Origin of the sequence: Paraglaciecola sp. MB-3u-78, from assembly GCF_002835935.1 — a bacterium.
GTDB lineage: Bacteria > Pseudomonadota > Gammaproteobacteria > Enterobacterales > Alteromonadaceae > Paraglaciecola.
This window is the reverse complement of sequence record NZ_PJCF01000008.1, coordinates 39504-59727: the sequence shown is the minus strand read 5'-3', so window position 1 is coordinate 59727 and position 20224 is coordinate 39504. Positions and strand designations below refer to the sequence as shown.

18 protein-coding genes are annotated in these 20224 nt (G+C 43.2%); 3 read left to right on the top strand and 15 right to left on the bottom strand.

Features of this window, described 5'->3' with window-relative positions:
- Positions 1-34: 34 nt before the first annotated feature.
- The gene (locus CXF95_RS20120) at positions 35-217 is read left to right on the top strand and encodes a hypothetical protein (RefSeq protein WP_101199148.1); all 183 of its coding nucleotides are present in this window, start codon (positions 35-37) and stop codon (positions 215-217) included.
- 248 nt (positions 218-465) lie between these two features.
- A complete protein-coding gene (ltrA, locus tag CXF95_RS20115; protein WP_232787954.1) occupies positions 466-1710 on the top strand; it encodes a group II intron reverse transcriptase/maturase in 1245 nt (414 codons plus the stop codon).
- Positions 1711-1760: 50 nt separating this feature from the next.
- Here the strand turns inward: ltrA and CXF95_RS20110 are convergent, their stop codons facing one another.
- The 3 genes from CXF95_RS20110 to CXF95_RS20100 all read right to left on the bottom strand — a co-directional run bounded on the left by CXF95_RS20110 (position 1761) and on the right by CXF95_RS20100 (position 4164).
- Positions 1761-3362 (bottom strand): transposase, encoded by a 1602-nt coding sequence (locus CXF95_RS20110; RefSeq protein WP_101199142.1) that lies wholly within the window; start codon positions 3360-3362, stop codon positions 1761-1763.
- A gap of 92 nt (positions 3363-3454) precedes the next feature.
- A complete protein-coding gene (tnpB, locus tag CXF95_RS20105) occupies positions 3455-3793 on the bottom strand; it encodes an IS66 family insertion sequence element accessory protein TnpB (protein ID WP_101199143.1) in 339 nt (112 codons plus the stop codon).
- Positions 3790-4164: a hypothetical protein gene (locus CXF95_RS20100; protein ID WP_101200367.1), complete on the bottom strand. Its 375-nt coding sequence runs from the start codon at positions 4162-4164 to the stop codon at positions 3790-3792. The genes tnpB and CXF95_RS20100 overlap by 4 nt, the downstream gene beginning before the upstream one ends.
- A 249-nt stretch (positions 4165-4413) precedes the next feature.
- Here CXF95_RS20100 and CXF95_RS20095 point away from each other — a divergent pair, with 249 nt between their 5' ends.
- Entirely contained in the window at positions 4414-5721 is a 1308-nt protein-coding gene (locus CXF95_RS20095) for an APC family permease (protein WP_101200366.1), read from the top strand.
- A gap of 449 nt (positions 5722-6170) precedes the next feature.
- Here CXF95_RS20095 and CXF95_RS20090 read toward each other — a convergent pair whose 3' ends face one another.
- The 12 genes from CXF95_RS20090 to CXF95_RS20035 form a co-directional block, all read right to left on the bottom strand.
- Positions 6171-6785 carry a nucleoside deaminase gene (locus CXF95_RS20090; RefSeq protein ID WP_101200365.1) on the bottom strand — a complete coding sequence of 205 codons (615 nt, stop codon included), beginning with the start codon at positions 6783-6785 and terminating at the stop codon, positions 6171-6173.
- 40 nt (positions 6786-6825) lie between these two features.
- Positions 6826-8181, bottom strand: coding sequence for a uracil-xanthine permease family protein (locus CXF95_RS20085; protein ID WP_101200364.1), 1356 nt, complete (start codon positions 8179-8181; stop codon positions 6826-6828).
- Between the two features lie 204 nt (positions 8182-8385).
- On the bottom strand, positions 8386-10686 hold the full coding sequence (locus tag CXF95_RS20080) for a TonB-dependent receptor (protein ID WP_101200363.1): 2301 nt from the start codon (positions 10684-10686) through the stop codon (positions 8386-8388).
- Between the two features lie 453 nt (positions 10687-11139).
- Entirely contained in the window at positions 11140-11466 is a 327-nt protein-coding gene (locus CXF95_RS20075; RefSeq protein ID WP_101200362.1) for a hypothetical protein, read from the bottom strand.
- 107 nt (positions 11467-11573) lie between these two features.
- Positions 11574-13847, bottom strand: a complete 2274-nt coding sequence (locus tag CXF95_RS20070; protein ID WP_101200361.1) for a CehA/McbA family metallohydrolase — start codon at positions 13845-13847, stop codon at positions 11574-11576.
- Between the two features lie 229 nt (positions 13848-14076).
- Complete coding sequence (locus CXF95_RS20065) at positions 14077-14946, bottom strand: DMT family transporter (protein WP_369809334.1); 870 nt, start codon at positions 14944-14946, stop codon at positions 14077-14079.
- Positions 14947-15232: 286 nt separating this feature from the next.
- Complete coding sequence (locus CXF95_RS20060; protein ID WP_101200359.1) at positions 15233-15658, bottom strand: PaaI family thioesterase; 426 nt, start codon at positions 15656-15658, stop codon at positions 15233-15235.
- Positions 15659-16097: 439 nt separating this feature from the next.
- Positions 16098-16301, bottom strand: a complete 204-nt coding sequence (locus CXF95_RS20055; RefSeq protein ID WP_101200358.1) for an alternative ribosome-rescue factor A — start codon at positions 16299-16301, stop codon at positions 16098-16100.
- Positions 16302-16486: 185 nt separating this feature from the next.
- The gene (locus tag CXF95_RS20050; protein WP_101200357.1) at positions 16487-17047 is read right to left on the bottom strand and encodes an HdeD family acid-resistance protein; all 561 of its coding nucleotides are present in this window, start codon (positions 17045-17047) and stop codon (positions 16487-16489) included.
- Between the two features lie 79 nt (positions 17048-17126).
- A complete protein-coding gene (locus CXF95_RS20045) occupies positions 17127-18143 on the bottom strand; it encodes a fatty acid desaturase (RefSeq protein WP_101200356.1) in 1017 nt (338 codons plus the stop codon).
- Positions 18144-18306: 163 nt separating this feature from the next.
- A complete protein-coding gene (locus CXF95_RS20040; RefSeq protein WP_101200355.1) occupies positions 18307-19203 on the bottom strand; it encodes a fatty acid desaturase family protein in 897 nt (298 codons plus the stop codon).
- A complete protein-coding gene (locus CXF95_RS20035) occupies positions 19200-20030 on the bottom strand; it encodes a transcriptional regulator (protein WP_101200354.1) in 831 nt (276 codons plus the stop codon). Before CXF95_RS20035 ends, CXF95_RS20040 begins: the two co-directional genes overlap by 4 nt.
- Between the last annotated feature and the right edge of the window lie 194 nt (positions 20031-20224).

Genomic DNA, 20224 nt, shown 5'->3' with positions numbered 1-20224 from the left:
ATTTCCAGTGTAACTGGAAGTTTGTATCCAAGAAGTGATTCAAGGTACAGATTGGTGGGAGGTGGCAGATGAACCCGTAGTAGTGAGTAAGGTCAGGCCTGTGAAAGCCAGTAATGGTGTGGAGGATAAAACCAGACCGACTGTTGGCAGTGTGTTCAACAGAGCAGGCAATACTCAAAAGGTGTTGTCTGTTGCGAAGGGGGGAAGTGTACTATAAGTGTCTGTTGTTCTTTTTTTTTTGAAGTGTTGTGGACTCATAAGTGTGCCGACGGGCACAGACATCTTGCTAATGGTTGCTTAGGAATAAGTGGACTGTGGTGAAGAGCCGAGTATTGGAGTAGCTTGTTAACGCTCAAGTAGATTGCCCCGATTAAGGGGCTAGCACGTTTGAGAAACAAGTGAAGTTGTCAGCCACAATGATGATAAAGCCAAGACAACGACCACAAGTTAAAGGTGAGGGTGGAAATGTTCTACAGTCTTTATGGTCGATTGTTACATGCGCAAGCATTAGAAGCGGCTTATAAACAAGTGGCAAGGGCGAAAGGTGCGGCCGGAATAGATGGGCAGAGCCTAAGCGATTTTGCAGCTGACTTGCAGAGCAATCTTCATATTTTACTGCTCGAACTGAAAGGTAAAACCTACCAAGCGCAGCCTGTACGTCGGGTAGAAATACCCAAAGAAGATGGCAGTATGCGATTGCTTGGGATACCGACAGTGCGAGACCGCATCGTCCAACAAGCGTTATTAACGATATTGCAGCCCATCTTCGATAAGGATTTTCATCCATCTAGCTATGGATATCGCCCGAAGCGAAGTTGCCATGATGCGATTAACAAGGCCACATTGTTTATAAGGCAATATGGTCGGCGTTGGGTCGTGGATATGGACTTGTCAAAGTGCTTTGACCGTTTATCCCATGAGTTAATACTCAAAGGCGTTAAGTGCAAAGTCACAGATGGCAGTGTGCTGAAATTAATCCAACAGTTTTTATCCAGTGGTGTGATGGAAGGTAACGAAGTGATACCGACTATCAAAGGCAGTCCGCAAGGCGGGGTAATCAGTCCGTTGTTATCGAACATTTACCTTGATGCATTCGACCAAGAAATGAAACGCAGAGGGCACCGAATAGTGCGTTATGCGGATGATATTTTAGTGTTATGCATCAGCCGAGTAGGCGCAGAGCATGCCTTGAACATTGCCACGACTATTTTAGAGGATGATTTACAACTTGTTGTGAATAAGACCAAAACCCATATCACGCACAGTGATGATGGTGTTAAGTTCCTCGGAGTCGAAATTGGGACACAATATACCCGAATTCAACCTAAGAAACTGGTTAACTTCAAGCAGCGAGTGAAGCAGCTCACTAAGCGTAATACAGGGAAACCGCTGATAGATATCATTAAACGGTTAACCCCTGTGCTAAGAGGGTTCGCACATTATTTTAAGATAGCCAATTGCAAGCGAGAGTTTGTGAGCTTGATGAAATGGATAAGAAGACGCATGCGCGCTATTCAATTGAAGTTGTGGAAACGCCCAGCTCGTCTTCATAGACGACTAAGGCAACTTGGCTTCAAAGGAAAGTGTGTCTTCATAAAAATGGCGTCATGGCGCAATGCGAATTGTCCAATGGCGACTATTGCCATGAAGAATAGCTGGTTCGATGAAATAGGGCTTTATCACATTGATAGTGAGCTTACGGGAGCATAGCTTGACCTAGGCAAAAAGCCTACGTCAGCCGATGTTTATTGGGATCGTGCTTAGCTATTTTCCTGATAATTCCAGGGTAAGTATTTTTCGGGATGGGCCTTAGCTTGTGCTTGCTCCCGTTGCAGTAGCGTAAAGTAATCCATAACGTTGACGCCCGCTTCCATACCGGTTGCTATCATCGAGGTGATGACATCTCCGATTGTCGCGCCCAGTAATGTTTTATGGAACATCGCGTTTTTTCTGTCTCTCACTACAATTTTCAGCATCGCTTCGATGCCGTTATTGTCGATTTTTGCACCGGGCACGCTGCAAAACAGGCTCAGTCCTGCATAGTGTTTGATAAAGTATTTTATCGCTTTGCCTAAGCCACTGTTTTCTTCTACTGTCTCGTTTGCCAAATGGGTTTCACCCCACAATTTAATTTCTGCCATGACGGGCAACGAATGCGTTTGGTGATATTCAAGCCGTTTGGCTACGCTCAGTTGTTGCTCTTCTACGTGATGTTCGTGTGACCAGATCTCGCCATAGCGCGTTAAAATATGTTCAACTTCTTCCGGGAAATGGTTGATCACATCAACAAACTGCCGCCTTGCATGGCTGTTACATAACGATCCCATGGTTTCCCTCACCGTCGGGCGGTTGCTGGCAAGTGCGTCACTCATAATAATGGGCTGTGCACTGGATTGACTGCGGTTTTGTAAGATGCTGTCAATAAATTCACCGGCATGGCCGATATTGGTTTCGAATAACACGATGTGTTGATTGTTCTTCGTGGTAGCGATAACACCCGAGGTATACACACCACTGCGTAGCTGCGTTTTATCACTGTTACGTATTTTTTTCTCAATGGGCTTAGCATCCAGAATTCGGTGTGTGGTGTCATCAATGGCGTAATGCACGGCATCCGCAGACAGATTTAAAAGGTGGTGAAAGACCGGATAAATGGCATTGCACACCAGCTCAATCTGGTCAAACACCGTTGATGCGCTGATCTTCACGCCCAACAGCTTTTGAATACTGCTCTGGCGGTAAAAAGGTAACCCCGCGAAGTACTTGTAGATCGCCATCAAGGCGCACGCGGAATAACCGTATTTTCGGGTCCCCGGGCCCTCTTGCAGTACGTCCGGTGGCAGCTCCGCCGTGAAATAAGCCCCACATGTATTGCAGCGAACTCGCTCCATCACATGCTGCTCGGGCGTAAACGGACTGTGGCCGGTGATCCGCAAGAAACTGCCTGGCTCGGTTTTATATACCTTACCGGTGAGGCATTCTGGGCAATTATCCCCTTTACTGATGGTGGTTAACGGGTGAATAACCACGGTGGGTTTGACCGGCGTAAATCCCTTATCTGAAGAGGCGCTGGTCTGGCGCTTGTTACCAGGCTTTTGAGGCTTGGCGGGCTTTTGCTTTTTTGGCGTGACATCCGATTGTTTCTCAGATGATTTCTCTATTCCCAGCAATTTTCGTAACTTATGAATAGTAACGTTATGATGCGTTAAACGGTCCTGCATACTCGCCAACGTCAGCAACGCATCCAATAACAACTGGCTGTCTTGCTCACTTAACGCCAGGGTGTTTTCCTTGGCCTCAGTCACGCGGGCTATCAGCGCTTCCAGCGCCTGACCATCAATATCTGTAAAAGGTTTACTCACTGTTTCGCTTAGCCGTTTGTTGTGTGTGGATAGGAGATTGGCAGGCAGTATGATCTCATTAATTGAAAATACAACCCGCTCATGACGCTCATTTATGTTGCCGTAAATGATCGCTTAAGATCAGGCTTGACGGGGCTTAGAAGTTGACGCAACTGCCTGGCCTCAAACGGATGAACAGGTGAATTAACGGTGGGCCAGCATTGAAATTTACCCTTAGATAAACGCTTGGTCATCAACCAAAATCCTGTGCCATCATAGGCGAGCGTGCGGATCATGGTTTTATTGCGATTAATAAACACAAATAAGATCCCGCAACGAGGCTCGTGCGTCAGCCTGCTACGGCAAAGCGCCGCTAAACCATCAATCCCCATGCGAAAGTCAGCAGGCTCAGTGGCGATCAGGATAGGCGTTTGGGCCGTTAAATGGATCACGATCTAACTTCCTGGATCATGGCGACGAGGAAGGCTTGGGAAATATCACCCGAAAGGGTTAATGCTGCACCATTACACAACCGAAGCTCGACACTGAGATGCTCGTTAGCAACAGGCTCCCTCGCGCCTTGCCCAGGTAAGCGAATAAAATCAGAGGATGTTGGGCTTGGTTCAACGGCTTCACGCCATTGTTTCAATTGTGTGCCACTGATCCGCAGCATCGCGGTGACTTTACTGGACGAGCAGTGTTCGAGTAGATCAACTGCTTGTTGGCGCAGTGCTTGTGGGGTTGCAGAACGGCGACTAACCCGGTTTTTTCGCCACAGCTCAAATGCTTCAACGATCTGATTTATTTTTTTAGCGATTGCCATATTTTCATCTTCAATGAATAAGTTGCAAACATTAAACCAGATCAAATTTACGAAGTTGCGCTATGCTGCCGCAAGCTCACAGCGGATGCTTGACAGGTGAGGGCAGTGACGTGCGGGTATTGACCCCAGTTCAGGTTAATTAATACGATTCATTTTACAATGTGATAAAGCGGTTAAAAAACAAACAGTTGATTTCGTGAAAGATTGAGTGTTTTATATTAATAAAATACAAATAATAGAATATACGCAATGAAAAAGGTAATGGGTTTTTGGCGCTGTTGGGGATTAGTAGTTGGCATAATGATTGGCAACGGTATATTCATGTTACCTGCTGTTTTGGCTCCATTTGGTAAAATGAGTTTGCTGGGTTGGGTCATCGCCGGTGTTGGCACCCTATTTATCGCCTTGATGTTCGGTTTATTGGCCAAGCGTAACCCTATGATTGGCGGGCCCTATGCCTATACACGACAAGCATTTGGTGATCTTACTGGATTTTTAATTGGCTGGGGGTATTGGATTGGTGTAATCACAGCCGTTGCTGCGGGATCTTTGGCGATAACCGGTTATCTCGGATTTTTCTTTCCTAGCTTAACTCAAAGTCCAATGTACAGTGGCTTGGTCTCTTTATCATTAATTTGGCTGGTTACTGGACTCAATGTGACAGGTATAAAAGCGTCTAGTACTTTTCAATTAGTCACTTCACTATTCAAAATATTACCTCTTTTTATTATTGCTGGTGGCGGCTTGTTCATCGGTGAATTCTCCAATACTACGACATCCGCTCCCAAAGACGAGGCTACGTTCTTTAATATTTCCGAAATGATTATGATCATTATGTGGGCGTACGTCGGCGTTGAAGCGGTTACCTTACCTTCAGATGATATGATTTTACCTCAAAAGAATATACCTAAAGCACTCATTTTAGGCACGCTTACTGTAATGGCTGTTTATTTACTAATTTCCTATGGCGTCATGGCACTCGTTCCATTAGAACATTTAGCTAACTCAACTTCGCCCATCGCGGATGCAGCTTCAGTTATATTTGGTCCTTGGGGGGCGGCGTTGATTGCTATTGTGGCTTTGGTATCAATAATTAGTAACGTGAACGCCAACGTTTTTATTGTTGGCGTTATGCCTCAGGCTATGTCGCAGGACAATATTTTCCCAAAATATTTTGCCAGTTTGAATAAATCGGGTGCACCCGCGGCAGCCATTGTATTTTCCGGTATATTAGCGTCGCTTTTAGTGGTAATGAATTTTTCGGAGGGGTTGATAGAAGCTTTTAAGACCCTGATTTTATTGTCAACACTAGCGACACTGTTACCTTACGTCACTTCAGCCATGGCAGAATTAGTACTACAGAAAAAGGAATACTCTGAGCACAATAAACGAAAATGGTCATCTTTGATAATCGCGCTTGTGGCTTTAGTATTTTCTATTTTTGCATTGATTGGCTCAGGCTTGATGATTGCACTGCAAGGTACTATTTTAATCGCAGCGGGGCTTCCTTTTTATTATTGGTCCAAAAGACGTGGTGAAATTATTTTGGCCGAGTAGTCAGATTTTATTGCCACGTTTTGATGTTTACTTTATTGAAGTAAAAGAGGCTCAGAACAATTTCTTCACGGGTAATTATAATAAGTTTGAAGCTGCCATCGACGGGTTAACCACGCTATTGTGCTGCTTATGCGCCCGAAATTTTCATAACCGATATCAGACAAGCGACGAAAAGAGGGGTGACTATTGACAGTGAAGAGTTTCACAACAAATAGAAGCTTTAACAGCCTCAAAGAATGCACCCAGCCAAAATGGGAAGACTTAGAGTTAAGGGAGTTCAATAGATATTAGAAAAGTTTACTCTGCCCTCAGATAGGTGTTTTTCATTCACTTTATGTAACACCGTTTAACAATACTCTATTTACCTTTGTTGCAAATTAAAAATGGCAAGCTGTCAGGTGTCTTCATGCGGGGGGTAAACCCGCAAAACAGTTAGGTGGGTGATGAACTTATTTCCAGAACGCCACATGTAAGGCGGCAATCTCCTCGACCACTGCATCTATTGGCCCCCACACACGAATATCCTTCTGGCCTCGCGAGAATACATAGCGGCTGGGCACATCCTGCGTCGGGTTTTCGCTATGGTTGCCTGTCAGATCGAGCAATTGGCGTTCAGACATGCCATACACCAGCCGCCCGATGTTGGCCCAATATTGGGTGCCGGCGCACATCACGCAGGGCTCGGCGGTTGAATACAGGGTCATTCCCCAGAGTTCGTCTGGGCTAAACTGCTTTGAGGCACGCTGGGCCAAGGTTGACTCTGCATGTGCTACTGAGTCGATATTACCCTGCTTCATTACCACTGTTTCATTATCTGCAGCGACCAAAATAGCTCCAAAAGGGTGGTGACCTTTATCCATGGCCTCTTGCGCGACTTTATTGGCTTGTTTCAAGTGGCGCAGCATTTGCTCTGGGGTAGGATCCTTTCCTGGCGGAGTAGGGCGATTATCTGGCATGGTCATTTCCTTTGAAAATAAAGTAGTGCAGAGGCTTGAGCTGACTATGGATAGACCGGCTAGCTGCAACAGCCGTCTGCGATTGAATGCTTGATTTTTGTGATCCATATGATCTGCTTCCTGTGACTAATAAAGATACATGCTAAGGCTATTCCTGTTCCTGTTCCTGTTCCTTCAATTCTGGCAGGATCAAGCTTAATAACATCGCAGTAAGCCCAGCAGTGGCTGCGGCTGAACTAAAAATATTTTGTACTAAGTCGGGTGTTTTCGAGAATACATCAGGCACCAGCGCTAAGCCCAAACCAAGACCAAGGGAAACCGCAATAATAATCACCTTTCTGCGATCGATGTATTCAGAGGCCAATATCTTGATACCCGCTGCCGCCACCGTGCCAAACATCACCAGCGTAGCGCCCCCCAATACCGGTTTGGGTATTTGTTGCAGAATATCACCGACACCTTGGAACAGGCCAAGGAATACCAAAATCCCAGCGATGTACATGCCGATATGCCTGCTAGCGATACCTGTGAGCTGGATCACCCCGGTGTTCTGGCTAAAGGTTGTATTCGGAAATGAATTTAACACTGCGGCGATCATGGAGTTGATGCCGTCCCCAAGCACCCCACTCTTAATCCGTTGAATATAGCCTTCTCCGGTAATGGGTTGGCCGGAAATAATGCAGTTAGCGGTAATATCGCCGGTTGTCTCTACTGAGCTGATAACATAGATCACCGCTAATGGAATAAAGGCAGCTAGTTCAAAGTTAAAACCATATTTGAAGGGGATAGGTACACTAAGTGCTGCTGATGGGAGCAGGTCACCTGGGGCAAGCATCCCTGTTAGTGCAGCTACCCCAAAACCGGCAACAAGGCCGACCACAATTGAAGACAGGCGCACCCAGTTGTTGCTGGATATATTCATCAATACGATCACCGCAATCACAAAAAAGCCAAGCATCAGATTAGCTGAACTGCCAAAGTCTGGGCTATTGAGTCCACCGGCTAAATCGGTCATGCCCACCTTGATTAGGCTTATACCGATACTGGTGATAACGATACCGGTCACCAGTGGTGTGACTATTTTACGCAACCGCGGAATAAATTGGCTGAGGCCTATTTGTACAAAGGAACCTACAAAACACAGGGTGGTGATTAATGCGATAATCTCTTCAGGACCACCTCCGGCATCCCGCGCAATAAAACCAGCACTGAGTATTGCGCCTAAAAAAGCAAAACTGGTGCCCTGCACACAAAGCATGCCTGCGCCTATGCCAAAGGGTTTATAGGCCTGTATAAAAGTGCCTATACCCGATGCAATCAGGGACATGCTAATCAAGTATGGCAGTTGTTCCTGCAGCCCCAAAATACTACCGATAATTAGCGTGGGAGTGACAATGCCGACAAAAGAGGCGAGCAGATGTTGTATCGCTGCGAACAAGGATTCTAAAACGGGTGGTTTGTCATCAAGTCGATATATCAGTTCCGACGGCTTTTCACTACTCATACACCCTTATCCCCTGCTGTGGTGTTATACAATGGGACAGGTTTTAAAAATGTCCCGTCCCAAGATTTGTTATCACTCAGGTCAATGTTTGTTCACTACTGTGATTACAATGCGTAAGTTATAACTTTTAACGTCAATATATCGTTAAAATCCCAGCAAAAAACTGGGCATAACGTTTTGATATTAATGTAATGTTAATGCGCTCTAGAAACTGTATCTAAAGCGAGCCATTAACTGACGGGGAGCCACATATTGAAAACCGGTTTCGTTAACACCAAATACATCAGTCATAGCCGAATTAACGCCATCCTCGTCCAACATGTTGTAGGCTATTAAATCCACGCCCCATACTTCGTCAGGATTGTCATAAGACACTGTCAGGTTAATCAAGTCATATGAGTCAACTGTATCCACTTCTGCGTTATTAAATACCCGCTGCTCAAACTCACCACGGTAGGTATACTGTAAACTAGCACCGATATACGCGCCGTCTTTCATTTGATCTTCGAAGCCCAAACTAATATCAGCCGTTAAACCAGGCGTTTTCGCCAATTCATTTCCACTCAAATTTTGTAGGAATCGGGCTACGTCTCGACTGGCACCATGAATTTCTTCTTTGGCAGGTGTTAAGCCGTCGGCAAGGAATACGTCTTCAATGAGCAGACGGTTGTCCAAGGCTAAATAATCTGCAGATACTTCAGACTGCATACTCGCTAGTTTCACATCTAGGCTAAATCTGTCACCAATGAGCGCGGTCATTTCTAACTCCACACCATAAATTTCAGATTCAGGGATATTCGATACACCACTACCAAACTCGTTAAAGTCAGAAGCCTGAAATTGTAAGTTGGTGTAATCATAATAAAAAGCCGCGACGTTGGTTCGCACTCTACTGTCCATAAATTCTGTCTTAAGTCCTAGCTCATAAGCGTCGATAGTTTCGTCTTCGAAAGACGCACGAACTAGTGCAGCATCACCCTCTGAAAAGGTCAAGTTGCTACCTCCTGGTTTTAAACCACGGGTGTATGAAGCATAAGTCATGGTGTCATCGCCGGCATCCCACTCCATTGCTATTCTGCCGGTAAGATCTTCTGTTTTGGGGTTGATAAATGCAGAGGGGCCGAAAAAGTTAGAAACCGTACTTTCCACTTCATCTTTAGTATAGCGAAGCCCTGTAATCAAACGCACAGATTCTGATAGCGGATAGGTTGTTTGACCGTAAAACGATAAAGATTCGCGCTGCGGGTTCGAGTCAGAAATAAAGCCTCGGTCGCCGCCAAATACTGCCGGAAACGAGGGAACATAACCATCAAGTACACCATCGCGACCCACATCTAGCTCTTCGCGAATAGTGATTTCGATATCGGTATCAAGATAAAATGCGCCAACAATCCAGTCCAACTTGCCAAACAGTGGCTCCTTAGAAATAACATTCAGCTCCTGGGTAAACGTAGTTTGGATATTAATTTCAGGATTAAACACACTGATTTGGATCTCTGGGTTGGTATCGAAGGAGTGGCGGTCATTATCACGTACAACAGTAATGTCGTCTTTTTGATAGCTGCTTAGCGACTTTATGACCGCAAAACCTGCATCCCATTCTGCTATTAATCCGTACACTTGTGACTCTAACTCATATGAAGAATCGGTATCCTGTGACAAATTTCGTGCACCGGGGGTGGGGTCGTCAATACCCTTGATACCTGCTCCGTTAGACTCTCCACTAAAATACTGGGCCAAGAATCGAAGACTTAATGTATCGCTCGCATTCCATAGCCAGTCTGTGCGCATGGATAAATTATCGATGTTATCCATGTCTTCGCCGACAAATGTTTCGCTTGGGTTAAGAACATTAGGACCGTTGTACACGTTTTGAGTGTATCCATCTTGTGTTGCCCGGCTGAAGGAGGTACGCATGGCTAGGTCATCACTAATAGGCACATTAACGGTGCCACGCACTTTGACTAAATTGTCAGTGCCTAGGCTTACATCAGCTTTACCGGAAAATTCTGCAAAGTTGGGTTTTGCACTAATCACATTGATGGCACCACCGGTGGAGTTTTGTCCGAACAAGGTACCTTGGGGACCACGCAAAATTTCTATGCGCTCAATATCAATAAAATCGGTTTGTAGTGCATAAGGAGAGGCAATATAGATCCCGTCCATATGGTAAGAGACCGATGGATTGGCTGTCGCATTTTGATTGGCTTCATTGCCCACGCCACGGATCGAGATAATGGTTTTAAAGCCTTCATTTTTTGCCACAGTCACACCGGGGGCGATGGCACTTAAGTCGACAAAAGAGGATATATATTTCTTATCGAGATCCTTGGCAGTAAGTGCGGTGACCGCCTGTGATAAATCCTGCAAGCTTTCACCGCGCTTTTCAGCCGTCACTACGATTTTCTCAATAGCTCGCTCTTGAGCATTTGCTGATAGCGCTGCCAGATTAGACACCGCAACGGCAATCGCGAGAGATTTCAATTTAAAGGTGGTTTTGCTCATAGTGCACTTCCTGGATGAATTAAAAAATGGGTGTGACGGGTCTTTGCCATTGTGACTGGCTGTATTTATTTAATGGCTAATCACTAATCAAGAAATTGCAGGAAGGATGCCAATTAATTGACCATTTGGACAAGATTTAGAGATCTTAGTTAATTAGTTGATACATATGTAGTTTTTTTAAAATTTATCGAAAGTCACAGCATTTTCTGAGGAGTGTTATATTATCGAGGGAGATTTTTGTTGCGCTTCAAGTGTGCAGTAAAAACGACACTGCACAATGAGGGAGCGTCTGACATTTAGGTGTGGCGATTACCATAAAATGCCTACATTAATTAAATACCCCCACTAAAATGCTAAAGAATTCATTGAGAATCACTTAAAGGTAAATAGGGTGGCAATGTCAATTTATCAGGATCATTTTAAAATCAGAGAGCACTAACACTACCCACATTATCAACAGGTTGTTTTGTGTTCGGATTCACTGTTTTCCTTGAATGTGGGCAATTTAAGGGCATACCCAAACCCCGCTCGCCATACATCTAGATGTACATTATTCTCAAACCCAGGCATATCATCGATACTGACATTGTGTAGACAATCTTCATATCCAAGATGGAACACCCGATAAATCACAGACATAGCTTGCCCAGCGCTGGCCAAAGTAATGCCTTTTAATTGGGCATAAAGCTGAGTCGCATAATCACGTTCTTTGGCTAAAATGGCGTTGTAAATCTGATCAAGAGTAAGATGAGTTGGTTCTGAAATGAGGATGCTAGACATTTGATACCTCCGTTACAAGACTATAATAACTGTAATTATATACAGTATTTGTTATTAATCAATCAGCTTAAGTGTTTTACCTTCACGAGATTGATGTGACTCAATGCTTAGAAAATATTTTTATCGACCATTTTAAGCCATATTGGATTTGAGAAGGCTTTGTGCGTCTTGGTATCTTCAACAACTAGACTTACCCACCCTGATGTTTGCGGTACCTCAAATGCTACCGATACTTTGTCGCCCGATAAGGTCTGCTCACTGATGACCCCATCATTGCCGATTAACTGCACTGACTTCAGCCCATTGACTGATAGCAGGTCAAAACGGATGGATTGGGATTGATTTGCAGCCAGCTTTAAGGTGTCGCCAAACATCACATTTTTCGGATAAATCACAGGACCGAAAGAGGCATACGAGCGGCCATTTTTCATTGCCTGAGCAAAGGCTTTCGCGTTTGGTTTACTCGCTGTATAGACAAACATACGGTTATGTCCGCTTGTTTCATTCCAGACATCGTGGGTATCGGAACCTGCCGTGTAGTAATAAGGCAAACCTTCAGACCATAGCTGGCGTGCTTTCTCAACTGCCTGCATATAATCCACTTCTGAATTTATCTCAATCAGATCAATGCTTGGATCAAATCCGCCAGGTGCCGTGTTTTTCTCAAGACTACTCAAATAACCGTAAGGAATATAGGGATGGTTAGAGGCGACAACCGTTGCACCTATTCGACGGGCATCTTGAATAATGCTATGGATATCATCTACGCCTGGGTCTACCGCAAGCTGCGCCCCAATTTCAACTGGGAACACATTAAAATGCCCCCAGGACGGCGAGATTTCTATGGATGGAATAAAGGGCACACCACGCTTATCTGATAGTTTTTTAATCGCCTCATGGTTTTTGGTTGAGTCATGATCACTCACAAAGGTCACATTCAGACCTGCTGCCAGCTGTGAACGTACCAGATACTCCGCTGATGTAGAGCCTTCCAGCACATCGGCATGATGGTGTAAGTCGCCGGCATACCAGCCCTGTTGTGTTGGATAGGTACTCACAGGGATTGCGCTGACCAAGCTGGTTGTTTTATTGGGGATAATGCTGGCGTCAATCAATACGGGTTTCGCTACAAAGCCACCCCCAGCTGAAATTTTAAGCTGATAATCGCCAGGGGCCAAAGTGAATTTAGCATGACCAACGGGGACTAATTCAGTGAAGAATGTTGTTGCGCCAAAAAATTCAATCAGGGGTGTATTGCCCTTTTCGATTTGAATTTTAGCGTCTAATGCAGATGTGGTTTGTGCGTCTGTTACTTGAATATTGACTTCACCCGGAGCCATAAGATCACCAAATGAAAGCGTTTGCGACACATTATGTTGGATGCTGATGTCATGCTTTGTACTGTCGGAATAACCTTTACCCGCCGCATAAACTTGATAATCTCCCACCGGTAAGTCAAGGTGATACTGGCCATTTTCACCTATTACCCAAATGTAGGGCACACCCTCTTTAAGCACCACTACCGCGGGCTGATTTACAAACTTATCCTGTTGCGTTTTAACGCTTCCGGTCAACGTTCCCGACTGCAGATTTTTACGCTCAATTTCAGCACGAACTACCGGCGAAATGTCGCCACTGGCTAACACTTGATAGTCACCTTCAAATGACATGGTTTCTGATTTTTTCAGAGTATGCTTGGTATATAAATCCCGGGATTTACTTTTCAGCTCTGTCATATAGGGTGCGTGCAATGCAATGGCCCAATCAGCGTCATAGCCGACAAAACGGTCTGATATAGGATTATGGATCACCGCCTGATCTTTGCCAGCATAACCTGGCACGGCAAACTTAAATCCAGCATCCGGCCACAACGTATAACCGGATAACATATCCACCAATGCTTCACCTTCGTTGGTCATAGTGGTTTTAACATGAATACGGTCAGAGCCTGATGCTAGGCTATAAAGGGTACTGATCACTACCTTGCCAAAATCACGGGTCACTTTAACTATTGCTTCATCTTGGCTGTCTTTAATAATATCCACAGTTTGATAGGTAGTCGGCCAGCTTGACCAGTTATTCGGAATAAAATCAGCAAAGGCCACACGGTCATTACTTAACGAGCCATCCGCTGTTACATTGGCAATATCAACAATACAACCACGGGCTACACCCCAAGGAGGAGCTGATCCTACAGCTAAGGAAAATGCCAATTTTTCATTTCTGATGGTTAAGTCTTTATCAGATGTGGCGTTACCGGCGGGTATAATGGTCTTGCCATGAATAATGGAGACAGTTGCATAACTTGGCACTGCCACACCTAAACCAATAGCCAATAAAAGAGAGCTAACAAGTAGAGATGTATAAAACGGTTTTAGCATGACGATTACCTAAGGATGAATAGAATTTTATGGAGTCTGCGCCCAGTGAGGTTAAACCCTGTCACTAAACTAAGCAATGAGCAGTGGGCTTTACTTGGCCAGTGCTTCGGAATCAAAAGGGTGCTGTGAATGTTTGTAGCTAACGAAACCGCAAATTGGTTTAAGATATTTTCAAAGGCACTCATCACAATTCACCCAAAATCAAAATGGGTGACCCAGATAGTCATGCCTAACATTTTGCGCTAGCTCGCTTATTACGAAGTAAAGTATATAGGCCACTTGCGACTATGATCACTATGCCTAATAAAGTGACGTTATCAGGCCTTTCACCAAAAATAGTTGCCCCTAGAATGAGTGCGAATACTATCCGCGTGTACCTAAATGGCGCAACAACGGACACATCACCATTGCGCATCGCAATGGTTAACCAGTAATAAGCCATGACCCCAAAGGTTGTTGCTGCCAAGATTTGAAGATTTGACATCATATCTGGCCAAATAAAGTCTTGATTAAGTAAGCCGTTGTTATCGGGGCCAATATTAAAAATCAACATAAATAAGCCTGTTGGGATTAATATAAAAAAACCATAAATACTCAGTTGTAAATGAGATAAAACCGGGGACGCCGCACGTGTTGCTAAGTCTCGCCCAGCAAAGCCAAGCATGCCAATAATCGCCAATAATGATGATATTTCAAAACTTTCAAGGCCGGGTCTGATAATCACTAAAACCCCCATAAAACCCATTGATATGGCGCACCATCGCTGCCAACCAACACGCTCACCCAAAAACAAGGCCGCTCCCATAACAACAACTAATGGTGTGGCTTGCAAAATCGCAGAGGCACTAGATAAGGGGGTGAAAACAATCGCTAAGGTATAAAACAAACGTCCAATGACTTCAAAGACAATTCGTAGTAAAACAGGCTGAGACAGTATTTTTGGGTGAAAAATAGCTTGCCCACGACTCAGCGTCATGGCAATAAAGGCAAGTGTTCCCCCAAAGCCAAACAACATTAGAATTTCACCTACAGGGACAACATCAGCCGTGGCTTTTATAAACATATCTTCTAGTGAAAAAGCAGCCATCGCCATCACCATAAACAAACTACTTCTCAAATTACTCAAAATATTTCCAAAATAGGAAAATCAAACATTCACTACACAATCTAGTTTTAAGGATTATCTCTTAACCAGACAGCCCGAATTGATTAAACCACGTCAACGTTATTGGTACATAGGTCTTAGACCTTATTTATATGACGACGGTTAAAACCCATTTCAGGGTATTTACCTTTGTTCTGAAACCGATACTTCGCCTCATTCTCTGTTTGCTTAATCTTTACTAACCATGCCCACTTAAGATGTTTTTATGGGTGTTAAGTGTTTATTGCTTAGGCGCGCGTATTAATTTAGCGACTGAGCTTGCGGTAGCGGTTAGCTCATTAGCTTCGTTATACAGGTGACCTTCCATAAACGCTGTTTTGTAGCTTTGTTTTATTACCCAGCCTTCAACACGGAGCTTTCCAGCCCGAGTAGCTGCAAGGTAAGAGGTTTTGATTTCAAGAGATGAGACATTCAAAATTTCTGGATCGCAGATAAAAATAGCATGACTCATGGCTGAATCAAGCATGGCCGTAACAAACCCACCTTGAACAATATCAATTGAATGGCAGAAGTCTTTACTGAGATTGAATTCAAAGGTACAAGCTGTTTTGTCCATATCGAAATCTACTAGCTGCCCACCCAGCATTTTAATAAATTTTGGGCCGTGGTCGTTTGTTTGTTCAATAACCTTTTCTTTACTCTTCATAAATACCTTTGTTGTTAACTTGCTATTGCAAAGTGAAATTCCGCATTGAAGAATGCTAAGGCTAAAATTGAATCATTAATATGTTTTTATTTAAGTTATTACAATTTGATGAGGTTAAATGAAATTTAATTCCAATTTAATTGAAAGCTCATCCATTCCCTGTTTCCTCATCATTACACTGTTTTTTTTAAAAAAAAGTCTGGGTAAGTGTATTATTCATACAAACAATCCCATTGTAATTCTAGCTATCCAGATCTCAAATTCCTTAACAAGTTGAATTACAATATTGTGGAGGGGGGGAGGAGGGTAATATTGCGATCCCTGTAAACGGCTAATTACTGCTGTTTTTTGGCTGTTAATTGCTATTTTAACCGCTTAGATACGGATAATTGTGGTGATAAAAAAAGAGTCTTATTTAATAGTGGCTATAAGCTATAGTTTAAGCCGCTATTAAATAAGACTCTTGTCTTATATTTTTAGCTTTACGCTGGAACGAACCTTTGCCTTTTTTGGCTTTTACGATCTGCATCTTATAAAGCTTCGAAGTCACTAAGGCGGCTAAAAAATTATCTTTAATTTTACCACGGCCTAGATCTGCTTCACTCATGCTCGCTTTCGCTAACGGTTTTTTGTGTTTACTCATTATTTTTCCTTTAAAATCGTGGATTCATTACCCAAGGTAACGCTTGTTTATTATGCCGTATATGCATAGTAGTACATAGACCTATATTTAAGATAAAGGTTCGGTGACCTTTATCTTAAATATTTGGCGAAACTGATGTCAATATTTCTTTATAAAAAGGAGTCGATATGCGCTGAAAGCCAAGGTTATTGTTTGTTGAAGTGGCTTGCTTGTTTAATCAATGCCCATCCGGCAAACACAAAATTAATCCCCACCATGATGCCGAGCACCCACTTGGCATTGCCTGAAATATTAGACAATATGATCATTCCTAGTGCACAAGACAACAAACCACTTACAAGTAACCAAGGCCAGGTTGATGCAGGTCTAAGTTGCCATGCTAATATAATTTTAAATATGCCTTCTGCAATAAATAAAATAGTCAGCAGTAAAGTCAGTGTTATCAGTCCTTGCATGGGATTCATTAACAAAGAATATGCCACCAAACAATACAATATTCCAATGCCTGCTTCCCACCAAAATCGCTGGGAACCTTTGCTACGTAAGGCATGTATTACCTGAGTGATACCCGCAAGTAATAGTAGCCAGCCGAGTATTAGTTCAATGGCAAGGGCAGCGGCCATCGGTACGATAAGAGCTAGCGCACCGAGCACAACCAAGACAATGCCAGTGTTCCTGATACCTTTAACATGAAGCTGCATAAATTCATTAAAGTTGATTTTTATTTGTTCATTTTTTGGATCCAAAACAATCGCCTTTTAGGTTATTATTGCCGTTATTTTAAGGAAAACGGTACATCTTAACCAGAGTTCAGGTTAAGTACTTTTAATGGGATCCCCCATACTTTCTATATTGATTTGCCGTAAGAATACTGGCCAAGTCATTAAATTTCACGCCTTTGTTTTTCAATAATGCATTGACCTGCTTGCTGATTATCTGGCGAATATAAAAAGGCTGATTAGGCACAAAATGGTGAATGGTATGTGTGTTGCCAAAATTAAAGCAAAACCACTGGAATGGCATAAAGGCCCAATGATTTAATACCTGAGTTTGCTGTAATAAATTATAGTTACCACCGTAATAATGCATTGACGATGTGATGAAATTTAAACATGCTGAACGTAAAAAATTAGGGGCTACCCATACCACCATTGCAAAATTAATCCATGGCATCAGCGTCATTAGCCAAGCAGGGTAATTCAACACAATGGGTGAGTGATCAGCAATAAAATTAACACTATGGAAAAGTAAAAAACTGTAAATAATAAGATAGTAAACGGTGACTAGAGGAAGGCTGGCATTCAATATATTAAAAAAACGATAACCTTTAATCTCACGAGAAAATTGCTTGGAGCGTATTATTAACCCGAGTAATCCATCACACACCACCAAGAGTCTTAATGTATGGCTTTTAATACCGTTTCCCACTAAACGTTCTTCAATATCTTGCGGTGTACCTGAGGTTTTGTGATGGTTTAGATGCATGTCTTTACGGTACCAAGGATTGACAGTATTTGGCCTAATAATCCAAACCATAAACATCATAAAATGATACACGACAGTATTTGATTTAAAGTATTGCTGATGAATTAAATCGTGTTCTATTTCGTGAGCAATAGATGCGCTTAACGCGGCAATAATAATACAACTCCATGGAGGAATAACAGCATAAAAATACAAACAACCTGCAGTAATAAAGCCAGATACCGATAATAATAGCAGCCCCAAACCTAAGGCATTTTGTTGCGCTAAAAAAGGGTGGTTGACACGTAAGGTGCTTTCCTGATTTTTTATATACGCAACAATCTCTCTGATGACCTTTCTATCCGAGTTGTTCTGCATGTTTTTCCATCTTAATACTTAAACGCTAATACGTACTAGGCTACAGACATTAAAACCCTATGTCTTTGGACTAATGCTCAAAGGCCAGTGACGTTAATTTTGTATTCGAAATAAACGGCTATTTATTGCTGTGTGGTTTTCCTTTCTTTTGTACTCATTGAGGTTAATTTAAAACGCCACGGAGCATCGTGATATAACCCGAGGGCAAAGGCGTGTTCTTATAAGCCTCTTTGGCTACCAGCCAACTGTGCATCTGTTTCAAATTGTAGGGTGGCACTGAGGGTAATAAATGATGTTCAATATGATAGTTAACATATACCGGACAGACCAATAATCTCTCCCACCAACTTGAAAGTGTGGTACGGGTATTTTCAAACATATTTCGACTATTAGGATCCGGTACAACGGCATGTTCACCCACATGACGGATGCGTAGAAATAGAAAGTAGGTAGTATTATAAGCCAGTAACCAAATCAGATATAACCAAGCTACATTCAGAACATAGCAGCATAAAAATAATCCCAGATTGACAGCTAAGCCTCTGAATAAGGCACTATTTGTGACCATGCTCTGTTGTGATGGATGCCGGGTTTTCAGTATATAAACCCAAAACTTTAGTGCGGTTAAGCCACCAAGATCCCGCAACACTTTACGCAGTAACGACGCCTTACTGATAGGATAAGCAGCGTAGTTGCCTAGATCCGGATCTTTATCAGTACCAACGTCTTTGTGGTGAGTGGTGTGCTGACGTGAGTAGGTTTGCATATCGGAGAATATGGGAGCTGCGGCCAACCAGGTACCGATAAACTGATTGAGTTGAGTTGATTTAAAAAGACTGTTATGCCCGCAATCATGCATTAAAATGGCAAAACTAAGTTGCCGACCGCCAATAATTAACAGGGCGATGATTATGGTGACAAAGTTCGGCCAAACCGCTACAAACACCATGGCAGCTAAGACCCATGCCCAGCAGCTAAGTACCAACAAAGTGGCACGCAGGTTACTCTTGCTCATCAATTGGACTATTTCTTGTCTGGTAAGTATGTCATGTGCTTTCATCGACTTATCCTAGTGTTGTGAACGTTAAATAGGGTGGACTCACCCATAAATTGAGTCCAAATTTTGTGACCACAGGTATCGTAGTCGCACATTGCGTGGCGTAATTCTTCACGCTTGGGTGTACAGAACATTTCATCCGGCAGTAAAGGATCCTTAACCAGTAAATTAATGGTTTCCCCGCCAATCATAAAGCTTTCACGTAGCGCGTCCTTAATCTTAAGATTATTGAGTCGCGCTGTGCTTTTCGTCAGTTTGACTAGCTGCTGCTCATAAGTGAATTGCAAGTTTTCGGTGTTCCATAAGGTACTTTCCCAAATAAACTGCTCGGTGTATGGAATATCAGCCGCTTTGAATAATAAAGCTTCTTGCTCAAGGCCAACCAACTGATACAAGGCACGTAATTCATTCAATGTAGGGAGCAGATTATTCGGGCGAACCCATACTTTGTTTCTAGCCTTACGAAAACCGAAGAACTGCAAAGTCGTTTGGCTCAATGTGCGGATCGCGCGGTCAGGGTTACTCGGCAACAGTACCATTAACCAGTCGTCTTTTTGCCAAGCACCGCGGCGTAAATCCCCCAGTCTCCACTGCTCAATATAGTCGCTGAGTAGATCAGTATTTGAACTCATGCGATAGCCACTGCTGCCGTTCGCCTCAATTTTTCGAGCGGTCAAAAGACGCGTTAACGCCACCCGCATGGTGCTGGCTTTAAAATCAAATAACTCGCCGACTGCTATCAATTTGGCCGATTGGCAATAACCACCACGAGTTAATCGCAGCACATCAAGAATGATAGTCTTAGGGGTGATTTGACGTTTTCTAAGCATAGGGTTAGCCCAAATAAGAATAGGTGTAATTATTACCATAAAATACACAATGTGTAAATTAATGTAATAATTACAGGTGTAAGTAACAATATCGAGTTAATTTAGAAGAATTAGAAAGTATTTTGAGGGCCCTTTTGGACTAAAAAGCAGGTAGAATTCGCGTTGAGCAAAATTTGAAACCGAGCTGAGGAAAT